General features: G+C 72.1%; 21 protein-coding genes and 1 pseudogene. 11 read left to right on the plus strand and 11 right to left on the minus strand.

Annotation, left to right across the window (positions count from 1 at the left end):
• Positions 1–39 precede the first annotated feature (39 nt).
• From AC13HU_RS05640 to AC13HU_RS05650, 3 genes are all read right to left on the minus strand, one after another.
• On the minus strand, positions 40–1,824 hold the full coding sequence (locus AC13HU_RS05640) for an ABC transporter substrate-binding protein (protein WP_483040618.1): 1,785 nt from the start codon (positions 1,822–1,824) through the stop codon (positions 40–42).
• A gap of 105 nt (positions 1,825–1,929) precedes the next feature.
• Positions 1,930–2,961, minus strand: coding sequence for an ABC transporter permease (locus tag AC13HU_RS05645; protein ID WP_483040619.1), 1,032 nt, complete (start codon positions 2,959–2,961; stop codon positions 1,930–1,932).
• A 496-nt stretch (positions 2,962–3,457) separates the two neighbouring features.
• Positions 3,458–5,674: a S9 family peptidase gene (locus AC13HU_RS05650; RefSeq protein ID WP_483040620.1), complete on the minus strand. Its 2,217-nt coding sequence runs from the start codon at positions 5,672–5,674 to the stop codon at positions 3,458–3,460.
• Between the two features lie 260 nt (positions 5,675–5,934).
• On the opposite strand from AC13HU_RS05650, the gene AC13HU_RS05655 reads away from it, so the two are divergent.
• The 4 genes and pseudogenes from AC13HU_RS05655 to AC13HU_RS05670 form a co-directional block, all read left to right on the plus strand.
• The gene (locus tag AC13HU_RS05655) at positions 5,935–6,129 is read left to right on the plus strand and encodes a hypothetical protein (protein ID WP_328468859.1); all 195 of its coding nucleotides are present in this window, start codon (positions 5,935–5,937) and stop codon (positions 6,127–6,129) included.
• A 97-nt stretch (positions 6,130–6,226) separates the two neighbouring features.
• Positions 6,227–7,123, plus strand: coding sequence for an N-acetyl-1-D-myo-inositol-2-amino-2-deoxy-alpha-D-glucopyranoside deacetylase (gene mshB / locus AC13HU_RS05660; RefSeq protein WP_483040621.1), 897 nt, complete (start codon positions 6,227–6,229; stop codon positions 7,121–7,123).
• A complete protein-coding gene (locus AC13HU_RS05665) occupies positions 7,120–7,557 on the plus strand; it encodes a DUF6113 family protein (protein WP_483040622.1) in 438 nt (145 codons plus the stop codon). The genes mshB and AC13HU_RS05665 overlap by 4 nt, the downstream gene beginning before the upstream one ends.
• Before the next feature lie 152 nt (positions 7,558–7,709).
• Positions 7,710–7,982, plus strand: a pseudogene (locus AC13HU_RS05670) (hypothetical protein); the annotation flags it as partial.
• A gap of 2,215 nt (positions 7,983–10,197) precedes the next feature.
• Here AC13HU_RS05670 and AC13HU_RS05675 read toward each other — a convergent pair.
• From AC13HU_RS05675 to AC13HU_RS05690, 4 genes are read right to left on the minus strand one after another with little or no spacing between them, the layout of a single operon-like run.
• Complete coding sequence (locus AC13HU_RS05675) at positions 10,198–11,175, minus strand: hypothetical protein (RefSeq protein ID WP_483040623.1); 978 nt, start codon at positions 11,173–11,175, stop codon at positions 10,198–10,200.
• A gap of 13 nt (positions 11,176–11,188) precedes the next feature.
• Positions 11,189–12,475 (minus strand): sensor histidine kinase, encoded by a 1,287-nt coding sequence (locus AC13HU_RS05680; RefSeq protein WP_483040624.1) that lies wholly within the window; start codon positions 12,473–12,475, stop codon positions 11,189–11,191.
• Between the two features lie 4 nt (positions 12,476–12,479).
• The gene (locus tag AC13HU_RS05685; protein ID WP_483040625.1) at positions 12,480–13,220 is read right to left on the minus strand and encodes an ABC transporter permease; all 741 of its coding nucleotides are present in this window, start codon (positions 13,218–13,220) and stop codon (positions 12,480–12,482) included.
• Positions 13,217–14,212, minus strand: coding sequence for an ABC transporter ATP-binding protein (locus AC13HU_RS05690; protein ID WP_483040626.1), 996 nt, complete (start codon positions 14,210–14,212; stop codon positions 13,217–13,219). The genes AC13HU_RS05685 and AC13HU_RS05690 overlap by 4 nt, the downstream gene beginning before the upstream one ends.
• Positions 14,213–14,386: 174 nt before the next feature.
• Here AC13HU_RS05690 and AC13HU_RS05695 point away from each other — a divergent pair, with 174 nt between their 5' ends.
• Positions 14,387–14,716, plus strand: coding sequence for a nuclear transport factor 2 family protein (locus AC13HU_RS05695; protein ID WP_483040627.1), 330 nt, complete (start codon positions 14,387–14,389; stop codon positions 14,714–14,716).
• A 50-nt stretch (positions 14,717–14,766) separates the two neighbouring features.
• Positions 14,767–15,381, plus strand: a complete 615-nt coding sequence (locus AC13HU_RS05700; protein ID WP_483040628.1) for a response regulator — start codon at positions 14,767–14,769, stop codon at positions 15,379–15,381.
• 239 nt (positions 15,382–15,620) lie between these two features.
• On the opposite strand, the gene AC13HU_RS05705 is transcribed toward AC13HU_RS05700, so the two are convergent.
• Positions 15,621–16,511 (minus strand): transglutaminase family protein, encoded by an 891-nt coding sequence (locus AC13HU_RS05705; RefSeq protein WP_483040629.1) that lies wholly within the window; start codon positions 16,509–16,511, stop codon positions 15,621–15,623.
• Positions 16,508–17,503: a GNAT family N-acetyltransferase gene (locus tag AC13HU_RS05710; protein ID WP_483040630.1), complete on the minus strand. Its 996-nt coding sequence runs from the start codon at positions 17,501–17,503 to the stop codon at positions 16,508–16,510. Before AC13HU_RS05710 ends, AC13HU_RS05705 begins: the two co-directional genes overlap by 4 nt.
• Before the next feature lie 108 nt (positions 17,504–17,611).
• On the opposite strand from AC13HU_RS05710, the gene fdxA reads away from it, so the two are divergent.
• On the plus strand, positions 17,612–17,932 hold the full coding sequence (gene fdxA / locus AC13HU_RS05715) for a ferredoxin (protein WP_018089397.1): 321 nt from the start codon (positions 17,612–17,614) through the stop codon (positions 17,930–17,932).
• A gap of 175 nt (positions 17,933–18,107) precedes the next feature.
• Positions 18,108–19,205: a succinyldiaminopimelate transaminase gene (gene dapC, locus AC13HU_RS05720; RefSeq protein ID WP_483040631.1), complete on the plus strand. Its 1,098-nt coding sequence runs from the start codon at positions 18,108–18,110 to the stop codon at positions 19,203–19,205.
• A gap of 93 nt (positions 19,206–19,298) precedes the next feature.
• Here the strand turns inward: dapC and AC13HU_RS05725 are convergent, their stop codons facing one another.
• Positions 19,299–20,261 carry a VldE C-terminal domain-containing protein gene (locus AC13HU_RS05725; protein ID WP_483040632.1) on the minus strand — a complete coding sequence of 321 codons (963 nt, stop codon included), beginning with the start codon at positions 20,259–20,261 and terminating at the stop codon, positions 19,299–19,301.
• Positions 20,262–20,368: 107 nt separating this feature from the next.
• Here AC13HU_RS05725 and dapE point away from each other — a divergent pair, with 107 nt between their 5' ends.
• The 3 genes from dapE to AC13HU_RS05740 all read left to right on the plus strand — a co-directional run bounded on the left by dapE (position 20,369) and on the right by AC13HU_RS05740 (position 23,487).
• Positions 20,369–21,436, plus strand: a complete 1,068-nt coding sequence (gene dapE / locus AC13HU_RS05730; RefSeq protein WP_483040633.1) for a succinyl-diaminopimelate desuccinylase — start codon at positions 20,369–20,371, stop codon at positions 21,434–21,436.
• A 109-nt stretch (positions 21,437–21,545) separates the two neighbouring features.
• Positions 21,546–22,625 carry an alpha/beta hydrolase gene (locus AC13HU_RS05735; protein WP_483040634.1) on the plus strand — a complete coding sequence of 360 codons (1,080 nt, stop codon included), beginning with the start codon at positions 21,546–21,548 and terminating at the stop codon, positions 22,623–22,625.
• A 16-nt stretch (positions 22,626–22,641) separates the two neighbouring features.
• Positions 22,642–23,487, plus strand: coding sequence for an LOG family protein (locus AC13HU_RS05740; protein WP_483040635.1), 846 nt, complete (start codon positions 22,642–22,644; stop codon positions 23,485–23,487).
• Between the two features lie 116 nt (positions 23,488–23,603).
• On the opposite strand, the gene AC13HU_RS05745 is transcribed toward AC13HU_RS05740, so the two are convergent.
• The coding region (locus AC13HU_RS05745) for a dihydropteroate synthase (RefSeq protein WP_483040636.1) at positions 23,604–23,939 on the minus strand (336 nt) is incomplete at its 5' end.

The raw sequence follows: 23,939 nt of genomic DNA on the forward strand, positions 1-23,939 counted from the left end.
CCCCGAAGGATGATCGGGGCCGGCCGCCCGGAGGCCGAACTACTTCTTGACGTAGATGGTGCTGGCGTTGATGACGCCGACCACCGAGTTGTAGGTGACGCCCCCGAGGCCGGAGCCGTAGATGTTGAAGTACTTGTCGAAGAGGAACGGCACCTGGGCGATGTCGGTCTTCAGCGAGTACTCGGACAGTGCCTCCCAGTCAGCGGTCTGCTGCTTGAGGTCGGGCTCCGCCTTGATCCGGTCGATCTCGGTGTTGATGTGGTTGTCGTTCAGGAAGCTGTAGTTGGTCGTGCCGTCCTGAAGGTTGCGGCCGTCCATGGTCGGCGGGATCACCGTCGACGCGTTCGGCCAGTCGGCACCCCAGCCGGTGCGGTAGATGTCGTACTGGTTGTTCACCTTGCCGACGACCGTGTAGTACGACGTCGGGTCGATGGCCTTGCGCACGACCTGGAAGCCCGCCTTCTCCAGCCCGTTGGCGATGGTGAGCGAGACGTTCTGCATCCGGGTGGTGTTGGAGTACGGGAAGACCAGCTTCGGGTGCAGGTTGCCGGCCTCCTTCAGCAGCTCCTTGGCCTTCGCGATGTTGCCGGTCGGCTGGGCGAGCTTGCCGTACGGGTCGTACTTCTTCCAGCCGGCGATGGTCGGGCTGAGCAGCGTGGTGCCGAGGTCACCCTGCGGCGCGCCACCGTACTGCTGCTGCACCTGGGTCATCGGGAACGCCTCGAGGATCGCCTGGCGAACCTTGACGTTGGTGATGCGCTTGGTGTTGATGTCCAGCGTCTCGACGTACGGCTGGTACTGGTTGACCGTCCGGGTCTTGTAGCTCGGGTCGGTGACCAGCTTCTCCATGACCGACGGGTCGGCCATACCGGACAGGTCGACCGCCTGCTTGTCGGTGCCGGAACCGGCCATCAGCCGCTGCGAGAGGCTGGGCTGCTCGATGCCGAGCTGGAAGTTCCAGGAGTCCGGGTACGCGTTGCGGATCGGGTCCGTCTTCGGGTCCCAGTACGGGTTCCGCTTGAAGACCAGCGACTTGTTGGGCTTGTAGGACGCGATCTCGTACGGGCCCGAGGAGACCGGGTGGTTGTTGTACGCGCCCTTGTCGTCCTTGGACTTCTCGACCGGAGCGGTCGTCGGCATCGCCATCGCGTACGGCGCGTCGGCGTGCGGGGTCTTGAAGTGGAAGACGATGGTCTTGTCATCCGGGGTGCCCAGGATGGTGTCCGGGATCTCCTGGCCGGTGTACGGGCCCTTGTAGAGCTTCCGGTAGTTGTCGCCGTACAGCCAGTTCTGGATGTACTGCGGGCCCTGGGTCTCGAAGTCCGAGTACAGCCGCTCGATGGTGTACTTGATGTCCTTCGAGGTGATGGCGGTGCCGTCCTGGTACTTCAGCCCGTCCTTGAGGGTGAAGGTCCAGGTCTTGCCGGCGTCCGACATCTTACCGGTGTCGGTGGCCAGGTCGCCGACCAGCATCGTCTTGCCGGTCGTCGGGTCGATCTTGTAGCCGGTCAGCGTACGGGCGTAGAGCGGCGAGACCGAGAGCTGGTCGCTGACGTACTGCTGGCCCGGGTCGAGGTAGTCGTACCCGGCCTGGTTCAGGTCGTACGCGGTACCGCCCTTGACCGCACCGGGCACGGCGGGCGCGGGGCCGGTGGAGTCAGCGGCAGTGCCGAGACCGTAGTTCGGGACCGGCGCGGTTGTAGCCTTGCCCCCGCCAGTGGCCCCGTTCCCCGTGTCGCTGCTGCCGCTGCTGCACGCAGCGGTCAGCGACAGCGCCCCGACGGCCGCGAGTGCGGCCGTCGCCCGAGCTTTGCTGTATCTCATGAAAATCCTGCCTGTCACTGGACTGAACTGCCACCGATGCCGTCGTGCGCTGCCCCCTGATAACGGACTGGCACGACGACCTGGACAACTGATGGTTGGGCGCTGCTAGCGGAGGGTCTTGGGATCGAGAGCGTCCCGGACCGAGTCCCCGAGCAGGTTGAACGCGACGACGAAGAGCACCATCGCGATACCGGGGAAGAACATGAAGGTGAGGTCGCTCTGGTAGTACGCGGCACCGGTCTGGAACATCAGACCCCAGTCGGGGGTCGGCGGGAGCATGCCGACACCGAGGAACGACAGGCCGGCCTCCGCGGTCACGAAGACCGGGAGCAGCAGGGTGGTCTGCACCAGGATGGTGCTGCCGAGGTTGGGCATCAGTTCCTTGCGGATGATGCGCCAGGAGGAGGCGCCGCTGATCCGTGCCGCTTCGACGAACTCGCGTTCACGCAGGCTCAGCACCTGGGCGCGGACGAGACGGGCCACGCTCATCCAGCCGAGCACGAACTGGACGGCCACCAGGACGAACGGCCGCACCCACCAGGGCTCCTGGTCGCCCGGCTTCACGAAGACGGCGATCATGACCGGCGAGAAGGCGATGAAGAAGAGCTGCTGCGGGAAGGACAGCATGAAGTCGGAGAAGCGGCCCATGAAGTAGTCCGAGCGGCCGGCCAGGTAGCCCTGGGTGATGCCGAAGAGCACACCCACGACGACCGACAGGATGGTGACCGCCGCCGCGATGCCCAGCGAGTTGCGGATGCCGTACAGCAGCAGGGTGAACACGTCACGGCCGAGGCGCGGCTCCAGGCCGAACCAGTAGTGGCTGTCCATACCGCCGTTGGGCTTCAGCGGCAGACCGAAGCTGTTGAGCAGGCCGTCGTCCTGGCCGTAGAGGTCGTAGGGGTTCTTGCCGTAGATCTTGGCGATCACCGGCGCGAAGATCGCGATCAACAGGAAGAACGCCACGACGCCGGCACACACGATGCCCGTCTTGTCCCGCTTGAAGCGCAGCCACGCGAGCTGCCGGGGCGTGCGCCCGGCCAGCTCGTTGTTGCTCGCCCCCGTGGTCGGCTCGGGCTCACCCTCGGGTTCGAGGATGAGGCTGCCGCTGTTGGCGTCAGCCTGGCTTGGACTCGTCATTGGCTACTTCCCCGGGGACCAAAAGCGTGCGTTGTGACGCTGGTTGTGCGTCATGGGTTGAGCGGACTTTCGCAATGGAATCAACTTCCAGTCAAGAGGCGGAGGAGGGAAGAAAGCTTGTTGTTTGGCATCTTGAGCGAAGGTTTTGCAGATTGGTGTCCACGCGTGCTTGACAACGGATTTTAGAAACGGACAAAACTTACATACTGGTACGTAGCGTGTTTACATGCAAGCAACTTTTCCGTCGCAGCTCCGATATACGGACCGAGCAGTCTGAACAACGTACGGCCGTGCGGGTGCGGTAGGCCGGTCGGGGCTCGTGAGGCTGTGATCCCCGGCCGGTCGTCCGCCGAGATTCCTGGACCCCTGCGGCCGGACCGAGTTCGAGTATCGCCACCCGAACGGCCGGAACGAGGAAGCCCCCGACACGTCAAGTGTCGAGGGCTTCGGGCGCGCGGTGTGCACCGGGTCCGGGCAAGTCCGGGCGGGGCCGCGGCTAACCGCGCGGGCGGGCGCCCAGGGCGCGCTTGAGGAAGTCCACCTGGAGCAGCAACAGGTTCTCGGCAACCTGCTCCTGGGGGGCCGTCATATGGGTGACCCCGGACAGCGGCAGCACCTCGTGCGGCCGGCCGGCCGCCAGCAGCGCGGTGGACAGCCGCAGCGAGTGGGCCACCAGGACGTTGTCGTCGGCGAGGCCGTGGATCACCATCATCGGCCGGGCCGGCTCGGCGGCCTGCACCAGGCCGTGGTCGCCCACGAGCGAGTTCGCCTCGTAGACCTCCGGTTGCTCGCGGGGGTCGCCGAGATAGCGCTCCATGTAGTGCGTGTCGTACAGCCGCAGGTCGGTGACCGGGGCACCCACCACCGCGGCGTGGAAGACGTCCGGACGGCGCAGCGCCGCGAGCCCGGCGAGATAACCGCCGTACGACCAGCCGCGGATCGCCACCCGGCCCAGATCCAGCGGGTACTGCTCGGCGACCGCGTGCAGCGCCGCCACCTGGTCGGGCAACGAGACCCCGGCGAAGTCGCCGGCGATGGACTTCTCCCACTGGGGTGAACGGCCCGGGGTGCCGCGGCCGTCGGCCACGATCACCGCGAAGCCCTGATCGGCGAACCACTGCGAGACCAGGTACGGGTTGTGCGCCGCGGACACCCGCTGGCCGTGCGGGCCGCCGTACGGGTCCAGGAGCACCGGCAGCGGGCCGTCGCCCTCCTGCCGGTCGGAGGGCAGCAGGACCGCGGTCGGGATGCGCAGCGGACCGGCCTCCAGCAGCCGGGGCCGCGCGGTCAGCGACGGGGTCTCGGCGTGCGAGGCGATCCGGGCGACCTCGGTGCCGTCGCGCAGCACCCGGGTCACCGATCCGGGGCGGTCCAGGGTGGAGGACGTCAGCACCGTCAGACCGCCGCCCCGCACCGCGGTGTGCACGCCCGGCTCGTCCGAGATCCGGACCGGGGCGGCGTCCGTGGCGCGCTGGTCCACCCGGTAGACGTGCACCTCGCCGATCTCCGGCTCGGCCGCCGCCTCGCCGGCGGACGCGGTCACCAGGACGTCCCCGGCGCCGGCGTCCAGCACCGCCCGCAGGTGCAACTCCGGGCCGGTCAGCGTCCTTTCGCCCACCTTCAGGGCGCGTGCTCCCGATGTGTCGGTGATCGTGACCAGCTCGCCGGCCGGGGTCCGGACCGGCACACCGGGGAAGAGATCAAGCCAAGTTGGATCTTCCTCGACGGCCACCGTGCCGGTCCCGCCGGTCCCGGGGTCCACCGCCAGGTACACCTGCGCGCGCTGGTCCCGGCTCTGCACCAGCAGCAGCGGGCCGGTCGCCGACCAGTGCACCGCCGCGAGGTACGGATAGCGGTCCCGGTCCCACTCGACGTCGGTGCGCGAGCCGTCCAGGCCGAACAGCGCCAGCGTCACCTCCGCGTTGGGCGTGCCCGCCTGCGGGTAGGCCACCTCGACCGGCGCCCGGTCCGGGTGCGCGGGCTGCGAGATCCACCAGCGCTGGACCGGCGCCTCGTCCACCCGCGCGACGAGCAGCGCGCTGCTGTCCGGCGCCCACCAGAAGCCGCGGGTGCGGGCCATCTCCTCGGCCGCGACGAACTCCGCCAGCCCCCACGTCACCGCATCGCCGTCCGGCTCCGCGAGCGCGCGGTCGGTCGGGTCCGCGCCGCCTTCGCGGTCCCCGGCGCCGACCACCCGCAGCGCGCCGCCCGCCGCGTACGCCACCCACCGGCCGTCCGGGGACGGCCGCGGGTCCACCACCGGGCTCGGCACGGGCAGTTCGCGCACCGCGGGCGCACCGCCGGTCTCGCCGGCCCCCTCGGCGGCGGTCAGATCCGCCACGAACAGCCGTCCCGACAGCGCGAAGGCGGCCAGCGCCATCGCGTCGTCCACCGCGAAGGCCACCACGCCCGCCGAGCCCTCCCGGCTGCGTTCGCGCCTGGCCCGCTCCGCCGCGGGCAGCTCCTCGTCCACGCCGCCGAGCACCGCGGCGGGATCGGCCACCAGCCGCTCCACCGCCGCGCCGCCGCCTCCTCCTTCCCCGCCGTCCGCCGGCAGGTCCAGCACCCACAGCAGCTGCTCCCGCTCGGTGCCCGACCGGGAGCGCACGAACGCCACCCGGTCCCCGCCGGGCGCGACCGCGAACGCCCGCGGCGCCCCGAGAGTGAACCGCTGTGTCCTCGCGTGCTGCCGTGGGAATGAGAGGTACGTCATACCCGCGACCCTAGAGGGTGGTGCTGACAATCGCCCCCGTATTAGCGCCCGGCGGCGCCCGCGCCGCGCTGACCTGGCCATCCGGCATCGGCTCAAGCGCCGTACCGGACAAGGCAGTTGGCTGGATCTCGTCATGCGCCCCCGCGTGCTTCCGTGCTCCGACATATGCGGTCGGACGGAAAGTTATGATCCGTAGCCGTGGGTGGGTAATAAGCATGTGGCAACTGACATGGACCCTGCGTATGAGGAGGTGAGCCGCTGTGGCACTCTCGATTTCGGCGGTGCTGCTGCTGCTAGTCATCGTGTTCCTGCTGATCCGTCGATCAGGGCTCAAGGCGGGGCACGCGGTGGCCTGTACGTTGCTCGGCTTCTACCTCGCCAGTTCCTCGTGGGCACCCCAGATCACCGACCTCACCAGCAACGTGGCGCAGACCATCTCCAACATCAAGATCTGATCCCGACACCTGATCCCGACATCTGATCTCGACGCCGGTGCGGGCGGCGGCGCCGGCCGCTGCCCGGGTTCGGTGGGCGGAGCCGTAGGCTTCGACCATGACCGATGCTCCTGGCGGCCCCCCTGAGCGGCGCCTGCTGTTCGTCCACGCCCACCCGGACGACGAGACGATCAACACCGGCGCCACCATGGCCAAGTACGCGGCCGAGGGGGCGCACGTCACCCTTGTCACCTGCACTCTCGGTGAGGAGGGTGAGGTCATTCCGCCGGAACTGGCCCATCTCGCCGCCGACCGCGACGACACCCTGGGCCAGTACCGGATCGGCGAACTGGCCGCGGCCATGGCCGAGTTGGGGGTCACCGACCACCGGTTCCTGGGCGGCCCCGGCCGCTACCGGGACTCCGGGATGATGGGCGTCGCCCAGAACGACAATCCGGCCTGCCTGTGGCGTGCCGACCTGGACGAGGCGGCCGGCCACCTCGCCGACGTCATCCTGGAGGTGCGCCCCCAGGTCCTGGTGACCTACGACGACAACGGCGGCTACGGCCACCCGGACCACATCCAGGCGCATCGCGTCGCCATGCGCGGCTACGAACTCGCCGCCGAGCGCGGCCACCGGATCGACCGTGTCTACGAGATCTGCACGCCCCGCTCGGTCGTGCAGGCCGGCTTCGACCGACTCGCCGCCCAGGGCCTGGACTTCCCGTTCGAGGGCATCGCGACCCCGGACGACGTCCCCGGCGTGGTCGACGACGCACTCGTGACCGTATCGGTCGACGGCGCCGCCCACGCCGACCGCAAGACCGCCGCGATGCGGGCGCACGCCAGCCAGATCGCCGTCGACGGTCCCTTCTTCGCGCTCTCCAACGACCTCGGCCAGCCGTTCTTCGCCGTCGAGTACTACCGGCAGGTGCGGGGCGAGCCCGTCGGCCGCGCGGACGACCTGTTCGGCGCCGGGCCCGCGTCCGCCGAAGCTTCGGGTGGTGAGCGGTGAGCCGCCCCGCCGCCGGCCGCGGCCCGATCCCGTCCCGTACGCCGATGATCCGGCCGCTGTCCAGCAACCCGCTGGGGACGCAAGGCGCCCGGTTCGCCGGATACTTCGGCCTCGCCGTGCTCGCGGTCGTCGTCGCGGTGGCCGGCGCGCTCGTCCAGGCCGCCTGGGAGCCCGGCGGGCTGCTGCTGGCGCTCGGCGGGTGCGTGGCCGTCTTCTACGGCGGCGGGAAGCTCACCGGCACCCGGCTGGGCACCGTCGTGCCCGCCGCGGTCTGGCTGGTGTGCGTGATCCTGCTCAGCGGCTCCCAGCCGGAGGGCGACTTCCTGCTCGCCGCCGGCGTCGGGCCGTACATCTACCTGCTCGGTGGGGCGTTGGCGGCGGTGATCTGCGCCACGCTGCCCCAAGCAGCCCCATCCGGCACGAATCGGACCTGACTTGGCGGGCAGGGGCCGGCGCATGGTTGGGTGTGCCCCAGCGTTCCGCCGGACCGCGGCCGCCTTCGCGCACAGGTCGGTATGGTGGGTGCGCCGGCGAGCCGCCTGCCAAGTGATGTGTCGGGCGGCGTGGCTAACCGGGAGAGCCTGCATTGAGTCGTGAAACTGACAGTTCGTCCTCCGGTCCCCAGGGACGCGGCGGTGCCGCGTACCCGTCAGGGACCCCGCCCTACGGCCCTCGCCCCTTCCCGTCGCTGCACCCGCAGGAGCAGTCGCGTACGGCCGATCCGGAGCAGGACGGAGCCGAAGCGGCCGAGCAGGGCACGGATGTGGCCGGCGAGCCCAGGACCGAGACGACGCTGACCACCCGGATCAGGATCAACATCCCCGGCTCCCGGCCGATTCCGCCGGTCGTCATGCGCACCACCGTCGAGGAGGGCGCGGCCGCCCCCGCGGTCGGACCGCAGGGCGCGGGCACACCGGACGCTGCCGCCGCCCCGGGCGACGGTGCGGCCTCCGCCGGTGAACCGCCCGCCGACGGCGGGCAGGGCGGCGAAGGGCCGCAGGAGCGGGCGGCGAAGAAGGAGAAGACCAGCGACTGGTTCGCGCCGCGCAAGCCGGTCGGCCCCACGGGCTCGGGTACGGGCTCGGCCACCGTTACGGGTGCCGGCGCGGGCTCCGGTGTCGGCTCGGGTGCTGGTGCTGGTGCTGGTTCCGGTTTCGGTGCGGGCGACAACTTCCCGCGCGACGGCTTCCCAGGCGACGGCCCCGGCTTCGGTACGGACACCGGCGCGGCCCCCGGCGGCGGTTCGGGTCCGGCCCCGTCGGGCTTCCCCCTGGCCGCGGGAGCGACCGGCGACGGGTTCTCCGAGGGCTTCTCCGGCGACGGCTTCCAGGGCGACTTCCAGCGTGGCGGTGCGCCCGGCAACGGGCCGGCCGGCGGCGGCTTCACCGTGCCGCCGGTGCCGTCCGCGGGCGGCGGCAACGCGCCGGACGCCGCCGGGTCCCCGGTCGCGGACGCCTTCTTCGGCGCGGGCACTCCCGCCGGGGGCACCCCGCGGGCCGACGACCCCTTCGCGGGGCCGTACGCAGAGCAGTTCACCGACTCCGACACCGGTACGCAGCAGATTCCGCAGGCGTTCCTGCCGCCGCCGGTGGGCTCGCCGTTCGACGACGCCCCGGCCGCGCGCGGCCCGCACGACACCCCCTCGGGCGGGTTCACCTCGCCCTTCGAGACCCCCGCGGGCGCCGGGGGCGGCGCCGAACCGGGCCGCGGCCCGGCGCTGTTCGGCACCGAGGACTTCCCGCCCGGGGTGCCACGCGGCATCCCCACCGACCCGTTCGCGTCCGGCGGCGCCGCGCCGCTCCCGCCGCCCGCCGGGGCCCCCACCGGCCCGGCGACCGGCGACATGCGGGTGCCGCCGGTCGGCGGCGACTCCGTCGAGCGCGCCTTCCGCCCGCCGGCCGCGGGTGGTGCCGAGCCGCCCCGGCGGCGGGACTCCGGTGACACCCTGGTCGGCGGCATTCCGACCGTGCCGTCGGGGGAGGGCCCGGGCCGCCCCGCGGGCGGCCCCGGTGCGGTGCCGCCGCCCGGACCGGCGGCGCCGGCCGGTTCGTCCACGACGCCCGCGCCCGCCAAGTCGGCCAAGCCGGCGAAGAAGGGCCGCTCCAAGCTGGCGCTGCTCGGCGTCGCGGTCGTCGGCGCGGCCGTCGTCGTGTACGGCGCCGGGCTGCTGATGAACCACTCCGACGTGCCCAAGGGCACCACCGTGCTCGGCGTGGACATCGGCAACACCAGCCAGGCGACGGCCGTCAAGAAGCTCGACCACGCGCTCGGCAACCGCGCCACGGCGTCCCTCACCGTCACGGTCGGCGGCAAGCAGCACACCCTCAAGCCGTCGATCGCGGGCCTGTCCATCGACACCGACGCCACCGTCCACAAGGTGGCGCACTCCGACTACAACCCGGTCTCGGTGGTCGGCTCGCTCTTCGGCCGGACCAGTGTCACGGACCCGGTGATAGTCGTCGACCAGGACAAGCTCAAGGCGGCGTTGACGACCGTGGCGGGCAAGTCGAGCAAGGGCACGGACGGCATGGTGCGCTTCGCCGACGGCAAGGCCGTCGCGGTGCCCGGCAAGCCCAGCCAGTCCGTCGACGTGGACGCCGCCGCGACCCAGGTCTCCGCGGCCTACCGGCTGCGGGCCGAGTCCGGCCGCAACACCCCGATCGACCTCCGGGTCACCGACGTGCAGCCGAAGGTCACGCAGGCCACGCTGAACAAGGCCGTCAACGGCTTCGGCAAGACCGCGATGATGGGCCAGGTCCAGATCCTCGCCGCGGGCCGGATGGTGGTGTTCGAGAAGACGCTGTCGCAGTTCCTCACCATGCAGGCCACGCCGGACGGCCAACTCGCCCCGCACATCGACCTGAAGGCCCTCCAGCCGCTGTACGGCAGCCGCTTCGACGGGGTGCTGCTGGAGCGCGGTGACGGATCGAAGACCGCGGTCACTCCGCAGGACATCGCCACCGCGCTGATCCAGGCGCTGAACTCGAAGACCGTCGCCGGGCGGAGCGTGACGCTGCCGGGAGCGGTGCTGAAGTAGAGCAGGCCCCTTCGGTCGGCTCCCCGGGCCGGGCCCCTCAGCCGCGCTGCCACCAGTGGCGCCTGCGGCGGGGGGCCAGCGCGTGGATGGCGGAGCGCAGTTCGGCGAAGGCGACCACGGTCGCCGGGGCGTCGGGCCCGCCCTCGCCCGGCACGGCCACACCCAGGCAGAGCAGCTTCAACTGCTCGTCGGGCAGCGGCAGTGCGGCGAAGACCGGCGAGCCGTCGAAGCCGGTGGGCAGCGGGCCCGACCAGGTCAGCGGAGCGTCGGGGGCCGGCCGGTGCACCTCGCCCGCCAGTAGCGCCTGCGGCCGGTCGGGGTGCGCGGAGGCACTGCTGTCGTCGGCCTGGTGGCCGAGGACGTACGCGGGCAGCGGCCCGTCGCCGATCGCCGCGATGTCGTCGGCCTGCGCGGCGAGCCCGTCGGTGATCTCCTGGGTGTCCCAGCGCCAGCCCTTGCGTTCGGCGTGCAGATGCAGGTCGACGGTGGGCATCACCGCGACCCCGAGGCCGTCGAGTACCGTCCAGCGCTTGGCGAAGCCGCCCATCACCAGCTCGTCGAGCGGCTGTTCGGGGTCGGTGAGGTCGCCGCGCAGCGTCCACTGCCCGATCTCGAAGCGGGTGCGGGGCGCGGCCGTGACGAGGTACTGCCGGATGACCTCGTGGTCGCCGCCGGTCTCGATCAGGTCGTTGTACCAGAAGGCGGTGGCGAAGCTCAGGTCCGCGCGAGCCGCCTGGAACGGCAGCGTCGCTCGGGCGGCGACCTGCAGTACGGAGTCCGGGACGAGGCTGCCGGCGACCACCGCCGCCGAGCGGGCGAAGCCGGGCTCGCCGAGGTCCGGTCCGGCGCCGCTGTGCTCGGCTTCCGGTCCGGCGGTCGCGTCGTCGCCGGCGCCATCGCCGTCTTCGGCGGTGTCCGCCGAGGATGCGGCGGACGCGGTCCTGGCGGCTTCGCGATCTTCGGGGCTCGCCTGGCTCGGCGCGGGGATCTCGGGGATCTCGGGGGTCTCGGGCACAGCCCGGACCCTACTACTCACCGTTCGGCGGCTGTTTCGCACCCACCGGCGCAGGGGCCAGCGGCACCACCGCGGTGAGCGTGAAGCCGCCGTCACCTGCCCGGGAGGTCTTCAGGCTGCCGCCCGCGATGATCAGCCGCTCGCCCAGCCCGGTCAGGCCGTTGCCCGCCGGGCGGGAGTCGTCCGGCCCGCGCCCGTCGTCGGAGACGGTCAGTGTCGCGTTGCCGTCGCCCGTCTCCAGGGCCACCACGCAGGTCGTCGCGCCGCTGTGCCGTATGACGTTGGTGGCCGCCTCGCGCAGCGCCCAGGCCAGCGCGCCCTCCCCGGCCGGCGGGAGGCCGTCGATCGGGTCGGGTACGTGCAGCCGGGCCGAGACGCCCGCGGCGGCCAGCGCGCTGCGGGCCGAGGCGACTTCGGCAGCCAGGGTGGGGCGCCGGTAGCCGCTGACCGCCTCGCGCACGTCCACCAGCGCCTGACGGCTGACCGACTCGATGTCGGCGACCTGCTGGGCCGCGTCCTGCGGCCGGTCCGGCAGCATCCGCCCGGCCAGTTCGCTCTTCAGGGTGATCAGGGACAGCGAGTGCCCGAGCAGGTCGTGCAGGTCGCGGGCGAGCCGCAGCCGCTCCTCGGTCGCGGCCAGCTGCGCGACGGTGTCACGGGCGGAGCGCAACTCCCGCATGGTCCGCACGAGCTGCTGCACGCCGATCATCGCGAACCCGCCGAGCAGGCCGGGCAGCAGCAGCGACGGGTAGAGCGTGCCGTGCGGGTCGACCAGCGCCCCGGTCGCGGCGAGCAGCGCCGCCGAGAGCGGCACCGCCCACCGCGAGTCCTTGCCGGGCAGCGCCGCTCCGCACGCCACCCCCACGTACACGAACAGCACCAGCCAGTCCTTGCCGAGCAGGACGGACAGCACCAGCGCCAGGACGACGAGCGCGACCAGCAGGGCGCACACCCAGCGCTCGGGCGGCCCGGGGCGGTTGGTGCGGAAGAAGGCCAGCACCAGGTACGACGCGACGAACACGACCAGGCCGAAGGCGGCCGGGATCACGGCGGCCGGCGAGTGGCTGCCGTTGACCAGGTCGTTCACCGGGGATGCCAGGTAGATCAGCCAGATGCCGATCCACATCAGCTTGATCATCGCCTGCTTGCGGTTCTCCGGCGGCCGGCCCATCGGGCTGTTGTCGGCGTCCTCCAGCTCCTGCCGCCACTGCGGCCACGGCTCGCCGTCGGGCTCGGTGCGGTCCTGCCGGGCGCCGTCGCCGTCGCCGTTGCCGGGCCGCCGCCACCAGTCGCCGGTCATACGGTCACGCCTTCCGGGTGTCCTTGCGGTAGAGCCAGGCCGCCGCCCCCGCGAAGAGCAGCAGGTAGACGACGAGGACGGTGATGTCCTTGACGTGCGGGGCGTTCCCCACCTCGATCGCCTGGCTCAGGGCCACGTACGGTCGCGCCGGGAGGTAGCCGGCGAGGTTCTGCAACCACTGCGGGAAACTGTAGATCGGCACCCACAGGCCGCCCAGGACCGCGAGGCCGAAGTAGAACAGCATGGAGATCGGCCGGGCCACATCGGCGGTGGCCAGATAGCCGATCGCCACCCCGAGTGCGGCGAAGACCAGACTGCCGGCCCAGGTGCTGAAGGCGATCGCCACCCACTGCCAGGTGTCCATCCGGACGCTCTTCACGAGTCCGCCGATCAGCAGCACGACCAGGATCGACGGCAGGCTCACCGTGGCCGCCGACGCGACCTTCGCGGTGACGTAGCCGCGGCCGGGCAGGGCGGTCAGCCGCAACTGCCGTACCCAGCCCTTCTCCCGCTCCCGCGCGATCCGTTCGGCGTTGCCCATCAGCACCGCCGTCATCGCGCCGAACGCGGCCATCGAGACCATCAGGTAGGCCACCGCCGACAACCCGTGGTCGCCGACCGTGTCGCTCTTCTTGTAGCTCAGGCTGATCGCCAGGAAGAGGAACGCGGGGTAGAGCACCGAGAAGAACATGAACTTGCGGTTCCGCAGGGTGCGGGTGATCTCCAGCCGGATCAGCGTCGTCATCGCTGCCCCGCCTCCTCGGCGTTGGTCGCTGCGTTGTCTGCGGCGTTGGTCGCGGCATCGGTGATGGCGAGGAACGCCTGCTCCAGGCCGAGCCCGGCGACCTCGAGGTTGCGCGGGTACAGGCCGAGCCCGTACACCGCGTGCATGGTGGCGTCCGCGTCGTCGGAGCGGATGCGTACGGTCGGGCCGGTCACGTCCAGGCCCACCACGTTCGGCAGCGCGCCGAGCGCCTGTTCGTCGATGCCGTCGGTCAGGTCGAAGGTGATCCGGCGGGCTCCCGCGCGCGCCTTGATCTCCGCCGCGGTGCCGTCCGCGATCAGCCGGCCCCGGTGCAGGACCAGCACGCGGTCCGCGATCGCGTCCGCCTCCTCCAGGTAGTGCGTGGCGAACAGCACGGTACGGCCCTGGTCGACCTGTGCACGCATCGTCGCCCAGAACGCCTGCCGTGCGCTCACGTCCATGCCCGTGGTCGGCTCGTCGAGCACGATCAGGTCGTTCGCGCCGGCCGTGGCCATCGCGAACCTGACCCGCTGCTCCTGGCCGCCGGAGAGCTTGTTGACCTTCCGGTCCCGGATGTCGGTGAGGTCGGCGGCGGCCAGCACCTGGTCCACCGGGTACGCCTTCGGGTGCAGGTCGCAGGCGAGCCCCACCAGCTCGCGCACCGTGACCTCCTCCATCAGCCCGCCGCTTTGCAGCATCGCGCCGACCCGGCCTTTGGCGATCGCCTGCGCCGGGCTGGTGCCGAACACCGTCACCTCCCCGCGGTCGGCGTTCTTCAGCCCGAGGAGCAGGTCGAGCGCGGTGGACTTGCCGGCGCCGTTCGGCCCCAGCAGCGCCACCGTCTCGCCGGGGTGCAGCTCCAGGCTCACCTCGGCGACCGCCTGGACGGCCCCGAAACTCCTGCTCACGTCCCGGAAGCTCACCACCGGTTGCCCCGGGCCGCGGGCCCCGGCCTGCTGCTGCGTGCTCGTGCTCACTGATGCTGCGGTCATGGCACCACTGTGGCCCGAGGGGGAGGGCCGGCGGCAGTGTGCTCGGTCGTGACTTCTGCATGACAGATGTCATACGGCGCCGGCTCCGCGACCGGCTCCGCGACCGGCCCCCGGCCGCCCCCCGGTCGGCCCATCCGGTGCGTGACCTGGCCCGCGGGTCCTCGTTGAGCGGGCATGACCAGCGCCGAGCCCCTGCCGATTCCCGTCGCCGCGGCCCTGGAGGCGGCGAGCGCGGGGAACACCGAGGACTTCCTTGCCGCGTTCGCGCCGGACGGCGCCGTGGACGACTGGGGCCGGGTCTTCCGCGGCCATGACGCCGTCCGGGAGTGGAGCGACGCCGAGTTCATCGGCAAGCAGGTCACTCTCCGGGTCACCGGCGCCCGCACCGCCGGCGACACGACGACGGTCTCCGCCGAGGTCGGCGGCAACGGCTTCAACGGCCCCTCCGACTTCGCCTTCACCGTGGCCGGCAACCACGTCACCCTCATGCGCATCACCGGGTGAGGGCGCAGCCGCGGCCGGACCCCGCCGGGCGGAGCCGCTAACCTGCCGGGGTGACGCGGATGATCCGAGTGCTGCTGGCCGACGACCAGTCGATGGTCAGGGAGGCGCTGGCCACGCTGCTCGGGCTGGAGACGGACATCGAGGTCGTCGCGCAGGTGGCGCGGGGCGACGAGGTGGTGGCCGCGGTGCTGGAGCACCGGCCGGACGTGGCGCTGCTGGACATCGAGATGCCCGGGATGACCGGGATCGAGGCGGCCGGGCAGCTCCGGAAGGCGGCCCCGGCGGTGAAGGTCGTCATAGTGACGACCTTCGGCCGGCCGGGATACCTGCGGCGCGCGATGGAGTCAGGGGCGGAGGCGTTCCTCGTGAAGGACGCGCCCGCCGCGCAACTCGCCGACGCGGTACGGCGGGTGCTCCAGGGTGAACGGGTGATCGACCCCTCGCTGGCCGCGGCCGCGCTGGCCGAGGGCGCGGACCCGCTGACCGGGCGGGAGCGGGAAGTGCTCAACGCCGCCGCCGACGGTTCGGTGAACGCGGAGATCGCACGGCGGCTGCTGCTGTCCGAGGGCACGGTGCGCAACTACCTCTCCACCGCGATCCAGAAGACCGGCGCCCGCAACCGGACGGAGGCCGTCCGCATCGCCCGCGAAAAGGGGTGGCTGTGACCCGCCCGGGTGGGTGGTGCTGTCGGTTGAGGGACCACCTGCCGGTGGACGGTTGCGCGCGCAGTTCTCCCCCAGCACGTCGCCTGGGTGGGAGCGCCCCCCCGCGCCCCTGAGTATGTGCGGCTCCCACCGTGCTTGCCCGGGAGCGGCCGGGCAAATCCAGGGGCGCGGGGAACCGCGCGACCAGCCCACCACCGGCAGGCGGTCCCTCGACCGACAGAACACACCACCCCGGAGGGTCAGTTCAGCCGGGCCCGCGCGGCCCGCGCCTTCGTACGGATGGTTGCCGCCGTCTCCGGGTCGAACGACCCGATCACCTCGGCGTACTCCTCCATCTCGGCCGCGCCGCCGAGGAAGTCGCCCATCTGCACGAGGACCTGGGCCCGTTCGTAGCGCAGGCGCGCCGGATGGCGGGGGAGGAGCAGCGTCAGGTCGAGGGTCCAGAGCTGGACGGGGAGGCGTTCGGGCCGGGGTGCGGCCCAGGCCCGGATGTTGTTGAGCACGCGGCGGACGATGTCCAGCGTGTCGGCGGGCACGGGCGCGGCCATCGCGCGGCCGCCCGCGCCCGTGCCGGCCTGGATGCCGCCGACCGAGCCCGACATGAGCCGTTCGGCGTCCGGCCCGGACAGCACGCGGCCCGCGTCGAAGGGATCGACCAGGACGTACGGCGCCGGGCCGTTGCCGAACCCGGAGCCGAACTCCGCGCCGCCCGGCTCCAGTTCGCCCAGCGCCACCACGAAGTGCCCCGGCAGCCCCACCCCGTGCACCGGCGCCCCCGCGCGCCGTGCCACCTCCATCCACACCACCGACAGCAGGATCGGCAGCCCGCGCCGCCGCAGCAGCACCTCCTGGAGCAGTGACGACGACAGCAACCCGTAGTCCGCCGGGGTGCCGTGGAAGCCGTGCCCGGTGCCCAGCACGCGGCCGAGCGCCTGGGCCCAGTCCAGCGGGGTGATGGAGCCGTACGGGAGCAGGCCGGCGAGCCGGTCCAGTTCGATCTGGGCGAGGTCCGCCACCGGGCCGTCCAGTGCCGGGTCCGCCTCCGCGCCGATCAGCAGGCACAACTCCGCCAGGTCGGGCCGCTCCTCGCGGGCCGCCGCGGCGAACCGTTCGCGTACCGAAGCCGTCATGCCGGGGGGCGCCGGTAGTGGTAGCCGTGGTGGTCGGTGAAGCCGAGCCGGTCGTAGAGCGCGCGGGCGGCCGCGTTGTCCGCCTCGACCTGGAGGTACGCGGCGGTCGCCCCCTCGTCGTACGCCTGGCGGGCCAGCGCGCCCATCACGGCGGTGGCCAGGCCGCGCCGGCGCTGATCGGGCGCCACCTCGACCGCGCCGAACAGCGCCCAGGGTCCCTCGACCACGGCCCGGCCGATCGCGCCGGGCGCGGTGGCGAACCACACCGACGGCCCGCCCGAGACCACCTTGAGCGCGGCGTCCGCCAGTTCGCCGGTGCGGTGGTAGGAGGCGAGCCATGTCGTGTCCGGTGTGCGGGACAACTCCACCGGGAGGGCCGGGGTCTCGGTCGGCGACGTCAACGGCGCCAGCGGGGCGGTACGGACCAGGGTGTCCGCTTCGCGCACCCACCCCGCGCGGTCCAACTCCGTGGCGTAGCGCGAGGAGTCCGGCACCTGGAACAGCGGTACGAGCCCGCGCTCCTGGTACCACCGCGTCACGACGCCGATCGCCTCCTCCAGCGGTCTGCCCGGGTGCCCCGTCAACAGAACGGAGTTCGCCCGCCGGGTGAATCCGCCCGCCGCGCGCAGCACCCAGTCGCCCAGCGGCGCCGACTCCACCGGCGGCCAGGCCCGCGACGCCACCGACTCGATCTCCTCGGCCGTCGCCACCGGCACTCCCGGCCCGCCCCGGCCGCCGCCGCGCCGCTCAGGAGCGGGCGGCACCACCTTCCCCGCCACCAGCGTCTCCTCCTCGATCCGCACCGTCTCCCCGGTCCGCCGCGTGACGCAGACCACTCCCGCATTCCAGGATGCGAGAACACCGACCGTATCGGTGAACATAGGATGCCCGTCGGTGACCTGGACCAACTGCCGGACCGAGACGCGTTTTCCCACGTCAGCAGGGGTGATCCGGATTTCGAGCCGAGCTCCGGACGAGAAATCCCCTCGCATGCCTGCCCCTCCTGTTCGGAACGTGCCCAGGAACGGAGATACTAGGTGTGGGCATCGACGACGCCGCGCTCCCGCGCGAGATGAGCCCTACCGAGGAGGAACGACAGCGTGACCTACGTCATCGCGCAGCCTTGTGTCGACGTCAAGGACAAGGCGTGCATCGAAGAGTGCCCGGTCGACTGCATTTACGAGGGTTCCCGGTCCTTGTACATCCATCCGGACGAGTGTGTCGACTGCGGCGCGTGTGAGCCGGTCTGCCCGGTGGAGGCGATCTTCTACGAGGACGACACCCCGGAGGAGTGGAAGGACTACTACAAGGCCAACGTGGAGTTCTTCGACGAGCTCGGCTCGCCCGGTGGCGCCTCGAAGCTGGGTCTGATCGAGCGTGACCACCCCTTCATCGCGGCACTGCCCCCGCAGAACCAGTGACCCGGTGACAACCCCCCGGGGCTGACACCGCCGGGCCCCGTACGGCAGCGCACTGCTGCCGCTACGACCTGGTGCACGAGGGGCGTCGCGAGCCCGCCGCCCATCGTGCACCAGGTCGTTACGGGGCCCGGCGTTCTGCGCCGCCCGCACGAACCACCCAGCGAGAGTGAGCCCGTTGAGCATCTCCGCCCGCCTTCCGGTCTTCCCCTGGGACCGCCTGGAGCCGTACAAGGCCACGGCGGCCGCGCACCAGGACGGAGTGGTCGACCTGTCCGTGGGCACCCCGGTGGACCCCGTCCCCGAGGTGATCCGGCAGGCCCTGACCGCCGCCGCGGACAGCCCCGGCTACCCGCTCACCTACGGCACGGCCGCGCTGCGCGAGGCCGCCGCGCACTACCTGCGCGAGTGGCACGGCGTCAGCGGGGCGGACCCGGCGCACGTCCTGCCGCTGATCGGCTCCAAGGAACTCGTCGGCTGGCTGCCCACCCTGCTCGACCTGCGCGAGGGCGACCAGGTCGGCTACCCGGCGCTCGCCTACCCGACCTACGAGATCGGGGCGCTCATCGCCCGGGCCGAGGCGGCCGGCTACGACGACCCGGTCACCGATCTCGACCCGTCCCGCACCCGGCTGCTCTGGCTCAACAGCCCCTCCAACCCGACCGGTCGGGTGCTGTCCGCCGCCGAACTGCGCCGGATCGTGGCCTGGGCCCGCGAGCACGGCATCCTCGTCGTCTCCGACGAGTGCTACATCGAACTCGGCTGGGAGGGCACCGAGCCGGTCTCCGTGCTCCACCCCGACGTGTGCGGCGACACCCACGACGGCCTGCTCGCCGTCCACTCCCTGTCCAAGCGGTCCAACTTCGCCGGATACCGGGGCGCCTTCCTCGCCGGCGACCCCGTGGCCGTCGCGGAACTCCTCGCGGTCCGCAAGCACGCCGGGATGATCGTGCCCCAGCCGGTGCAGGCGGCGATGGTCGCGGCCCTGGGTGACCGCGAGCACGCGGTCGCCCAGAAGGCGCGCTACGCCCGGCGCCGTGCCGCGCTGCGCGGTGCCTTCGAGGCCGCCGGGTTCCGTGTCGAGCACAGCGAGGCCAGCCTCTACCTGTGGGCCACCCGCGAAGAGGACTGCTGGCAGACCGTCGGCGACCTGTCCAAGCAGGGCATCCTCGTCGCCCCCGGCGAGTTCTACGGTCCCACCGGCCAGAACTTCGTCCGGATCGCCTTCACCGCCACGGACGAGCGCGTGGCGGCCGCGGTGGGTCGGCTCGCCTGACCCTCCGGGGTGCCGTGTCCGCGGAGGTGCGGGACGTCGCGGTGGGTGGGCGGTCCCTGAACCGACAGACCGGGGGACCCCGGTGGGTGAGGGCTACCGGGCGACGGTGATCCGCACGAGCGTGTCCGCGGCCGGCGCGGAGGCGCCCTTCGCGTTCGTACCGGTCTTGGCCGGCGCCGTCTTCTGCCACCCCTTGTCGGACTTCGCCGCCTGCCAACGCCTGTCCCCGAAGCTCACCTGCTCCACCTTCAGGTCGTGCGCGTGCGCCACCGCCCACTGCGCCAGCGCCCAGCCGCGCTGCTTGCCGGCGCCCGCCGCGGCGCCCCCGGACGGCGTCGACGGCACCGCCACGGTGCGCGGCGTGCTGTCGTCCCGCGGCCGTACCTGGCTGCCGAACTCCCGCTTCAGCCGTGCCGTCACCTTCGCGGTGTCGCCCAGCCGCCCGCCGGCGCTGTAGGCGGTGTTCGCGCCGGTGGTGCAGCTCAGCGCCGCCTCGTCGCGCCCGGTCAGCGCGGCGGACAGCATCGTGGCGTCCGCCTCGTGCTTCGCGTACGCCTCCGGGTAGCCGCTGCGTTGCACCCGCTGCGCGGCCACGGTCAGCGGCAGCCGCGTGTAGTCCTTGATCTTCACCAGGCTGTCGAAGAACGAGTTCGACGCGTACACCGGGTCCTGGATCTGCTGGGCGGTGCCCCACCCCTGCGAGGGGCGCTGCTGGAACAGGCCGACGGAATCCCGGTCCCCGTTGTCGAGGTTCACCAGCCGGGACTCCTGCATCGACGTGGCGAGGGCTATCGTCAGCGCGCGCTCGGGCAGGCCGCGGGACATCGCCACGGCCGCGATCGTCGCGGCGTTCGCCGCCTGATCCTGGTCGAGGGTCAGGTCGTTGCCGTCCGTCTTCACGGTGCAGCCGGCGGCCGCCGGGTTGTTGTTGTTCTCGAAGCGGTAGGCGATGTAGCCCGCGATGGCGAGCAACACGATGAATCCCGCGGTGAACCGCAGGCCGCAGCCGCGGCCGCGCTTGTTCTTCTCGTTCGCTGGGGACGGCGACTCGGGCACGCCCGCACCCTACCGAAGTTGGGACCCCCGATCCGCCCGACCGCCCCGTGCCGCCGTCCCGGGACCACCCGACCGGGCACTGCGCGGGGAACACCTACGCTGGCAGGATGGGAACCGTGTTGGACTTGGAGCAGGACGTCGCCGGGTTGACGGCGCAGCTCGTGGACGTGGAATCGGTGAGCCGGGCGGAGCAGGAACTGGCCGACCTGGTGGAGGCGGCGCTGAAGGCGCAACCGCATCTGCGGGTGCACCGGGACGGAAACGCGGTGGTGGCCAGGACCGAACTGGGCCGTGCCGAACGGGTGGTGCTGGCGGGCCACTTGGACACGGTCCCGATCGCCGACAACCTGCCGTCGCGGCTGGACGCCGAGGGCGTGCTGTGGGGCTGCGGCACCTCGGACATGAAGGCGGGCGTGGCGGTACAGCTGAAGCTGGCCGCCGGGCTGCCGGCGCCCAACCGCGACCTGACCTTCGTGTTCTACGACGCGGAGGAGATCGCCGCCGAGTTCAACGGGCTCAAGCGCCTCGCCGAGCGCCATCCGGACTGGCTCGCCGGGGACTTCGCGGTGCTGATGGAGCCGACCGACGGCCGGGTGGACGGCGGCTGCCAGGGCACGCTGCGGGTCCGGGTGCAGACCACCGGTCGCCGCGCGCACTCCGCCCGCAGCTGGCTGGGTGAGAACGCCATCCACAAGGCCGCCCCGATCCTGGCCCGGCTGGCGGCGTACGAGCCGCGCCGGGTGGAGATCGACGGCCTGGTCTACCCGGAGGGCCTGAACGCGGTACTCATCGAGGGCGGCCACGCCGGGAACGTGATCCCGGACACCTGCGCGGTCACCGTCAACTACCGGTTCGCCCCGAACCAGAGCGAGGCCGAGGCACTGGACCGGGTGCGCGAGATCTTCGACGGCTTCGAGGTGGTGCTCACCGACAGCGCCCCGGGCGCGCTGCCCGGCCTGTCGCAGCCGGCCGCGGCCGCGTTCGTCGCGGCGATCGGCACCCCGCCGGCGGCGAAGGAGGCGTGGACGGACGTGGCCCGCTTCTCCGCGCTCGGCGTGCCCGCGGTGAACTACGGTCCGGGTGACCCGACCCTCGCCCACACCCGCGAGGAGAACGTCCGGATCGCCGCCGTACAGGAGGCCGAGCGCAAGCTCCGGGAGTGGCTCACCCCATAGTCCGGGCGGTCCGAGCAACCGAACCGGGGTGCGCGCGCATCCTCCCATCCGCCATGGTGTGATCGGATACGCCCGATCCGGGCGAAGTTCGGGGGGAGAGGACGCGGTCATGGGGTTGACCAGCACGTGGTTCGCCGTGGTGCTCCTGATAGCGGCGGCCGGCGCGGTGACGGCCGCGCTGCTGCTGTGGTCGAAGGTACGAGGCCCCCGCGCGGTGCGTGCCGCGGCCCGGGTGGGCATGATCCTGCTCTGTCAGGCCACCGCGATCTGCCTGATGATGGTCCTGGTCAACAACCAGTACGGCTTCTACGCCTCGTGGGCCGACCTGCTCGGCGACGCCAACAGCGGCGGTGGCGGCACCGCCTCCGCCGCCCACCCGGCCGTGACACCCGCCGTCCCCGACTACCACGTCGTGTTCGGCTCGTACTCCGCGGGATTCCGCCGTGCCACGGTGCGCGGCTGGCACTCCGACACCAAGGGCGAGGTGATCGTCTGGCTGCCGCCGCAGTACACCGCGAAGGAGTACGCCCACACCCGCTTCCCGGTGATCGAGGTGCTGCACGGCATACCCGGCACCCCGCACAGCTTCCTGCGCGGCATGCGGATCGGCCGGATCATGGCCGGCGAGATCTCGGCGGGCCGGGCCGAACCCGCGATCCTCGTGCTGCCCACCATCACCCCCGACCGGGTGGACACCGGCTGCGCCGACGTGCCGGGCAAGAGCAAGGTCGCCACCTGGCTCACCGACGACGTACCGAGCACCGTCGCGGCCAACTTCCGTACCCTGCCCGGCCCCGGCGGCTGGGCGGTGATGGGCATATCCACCGGCGGCTACTGCGCGGCCAGACTCGCCCTGGACTACCCGAACCGGTTCGCCGCCGCGGCCGCGCTCGCCCCCGACGACCCGGGCCACGGGGTGCGCAACCCGCTGTGGCTGGCCCGCAACGGCCGCCCGGCGGCCCACATCCTGGTCGAGTCCAGCCTCCAGGACCGGGAGAGCCCGCCGAAGTTCGCCGACGCGATCGCCGACGCGGTACGGCCGCCCGGCACCGTCAGCACGGTCCAGCTGACCGCGGGCGGGCACAACTGGAAGACCTGGAGCCGGATGTTCCCCGGCGCCCTGACCTGGCTCAGCGGGCGACTGGAAGCGCCGCGAGCGGTCCCGCTGGCGCCGTCGACGGCGCCCTGATGCGTACGCTGCGGGTATGACAACAGACGCAAGCGACCCAGACGATGCGGGGGGGAACTCCGGTGACTGGCAGGACGCCGCGGCCGCTGCCAACGCTGCCGCCGAGGGCCGCCCGGAGGGCAAGGGCTGGCCTGAACGGCACACCGGGCCGGTGATCCGCCGACGCGGCCAGGTGCTGTCCGGCACCACCGACCAGCGGCTGCTGGACAGCCGGGGCGCCATCGACCGGGGCGCCACCGGCTGGGTGCACAGCGACCCGTGGCGGGTGCTGCGTATCCAGTCCGAGTTCGTCGAGGGCTTCGGCGCGCTCGCCGAACTCGGCCCCGCGGTCAGCGTGTTCGGCTCCGCCCGCACTTCCGTCGACTCCCGCGAGTACGACGCCGGGGTGCGGATCGGCCGCGCCCTCGCGGAGGCCGGCTTCGCCGTCATCACCGGCGGCGGCCCCGGCGCCATGGAGGCGGCCAACAAGGGTGCGCTCGAAGCCGGCGGGGTCTCCGTCGGCCTCGGCATCGAGCTGCCCTTCGAGCAGGGGCTCAACCCCTACGTCGACATCGGCGTCAACTTCCGCTACTTCTTCGTCCGCAAGACCATGTTCGTCAAGTACGCCCGCGGGTTCGTGGTCCTTCCCGGCGGCTTCGGCACCCTCGACGAACTCTTCGAGGCGCTCACCCTCGTCCAGACGAAGAAGGTCACCCGCTTCCCGATCGGCCTCTTCGGCAGCGACTACTGGGGCGGCCTCGTCTCCTGGGTCCGCAAGACCCTCGTCGCCGAGGGCAAGGCGTCCCCGGCCGACCTCGAACTCTTCCACGTCACCGACGACGTCGACGACGCGGTCGACAGAGTCACCAAGGAGAGCGCGTAAGCGGGTGCCCCTGACCCTCCGGGGTGGACGGTTCTGCCGGTTCAGGGACCACCTGCGCGCGCAACCGTCCACTCACAGGTGGTCCCTGAACCGACAGATCGCACCACCCCGGAGGGTCACGCGAGCCCCCGCCGCGCAACCTTCGGCGCCCGGTCGCCCGCGATCGCGGCGACCATCTCCAGGACCTGCCGGGTCTCCGGCACTTCGTGGACCCGGTACACCTGCGCCCCGAGCCACGCCGACACCGCGGTGGTCGCGAGCGTGCCGATCAGCCGCTCCTTGACCGGGCGGTCCAGCGTCTCCCCGACGAAGTCCTTGTTGGAGAGCGAGACGAGGACGGGCCACCCGGTGTCCGTCATCTCGGGCAGCCGCCGCGTCGCCTCCAGCGAGTGCCGCGTGTTCTTCCCGAAGTCGTGCCCGGGGTCGATGAGGATGCCGTCGCGCCGCACCCC

Source organism: Streptomyces sp. NH27 (assembly GCF_056859195.1).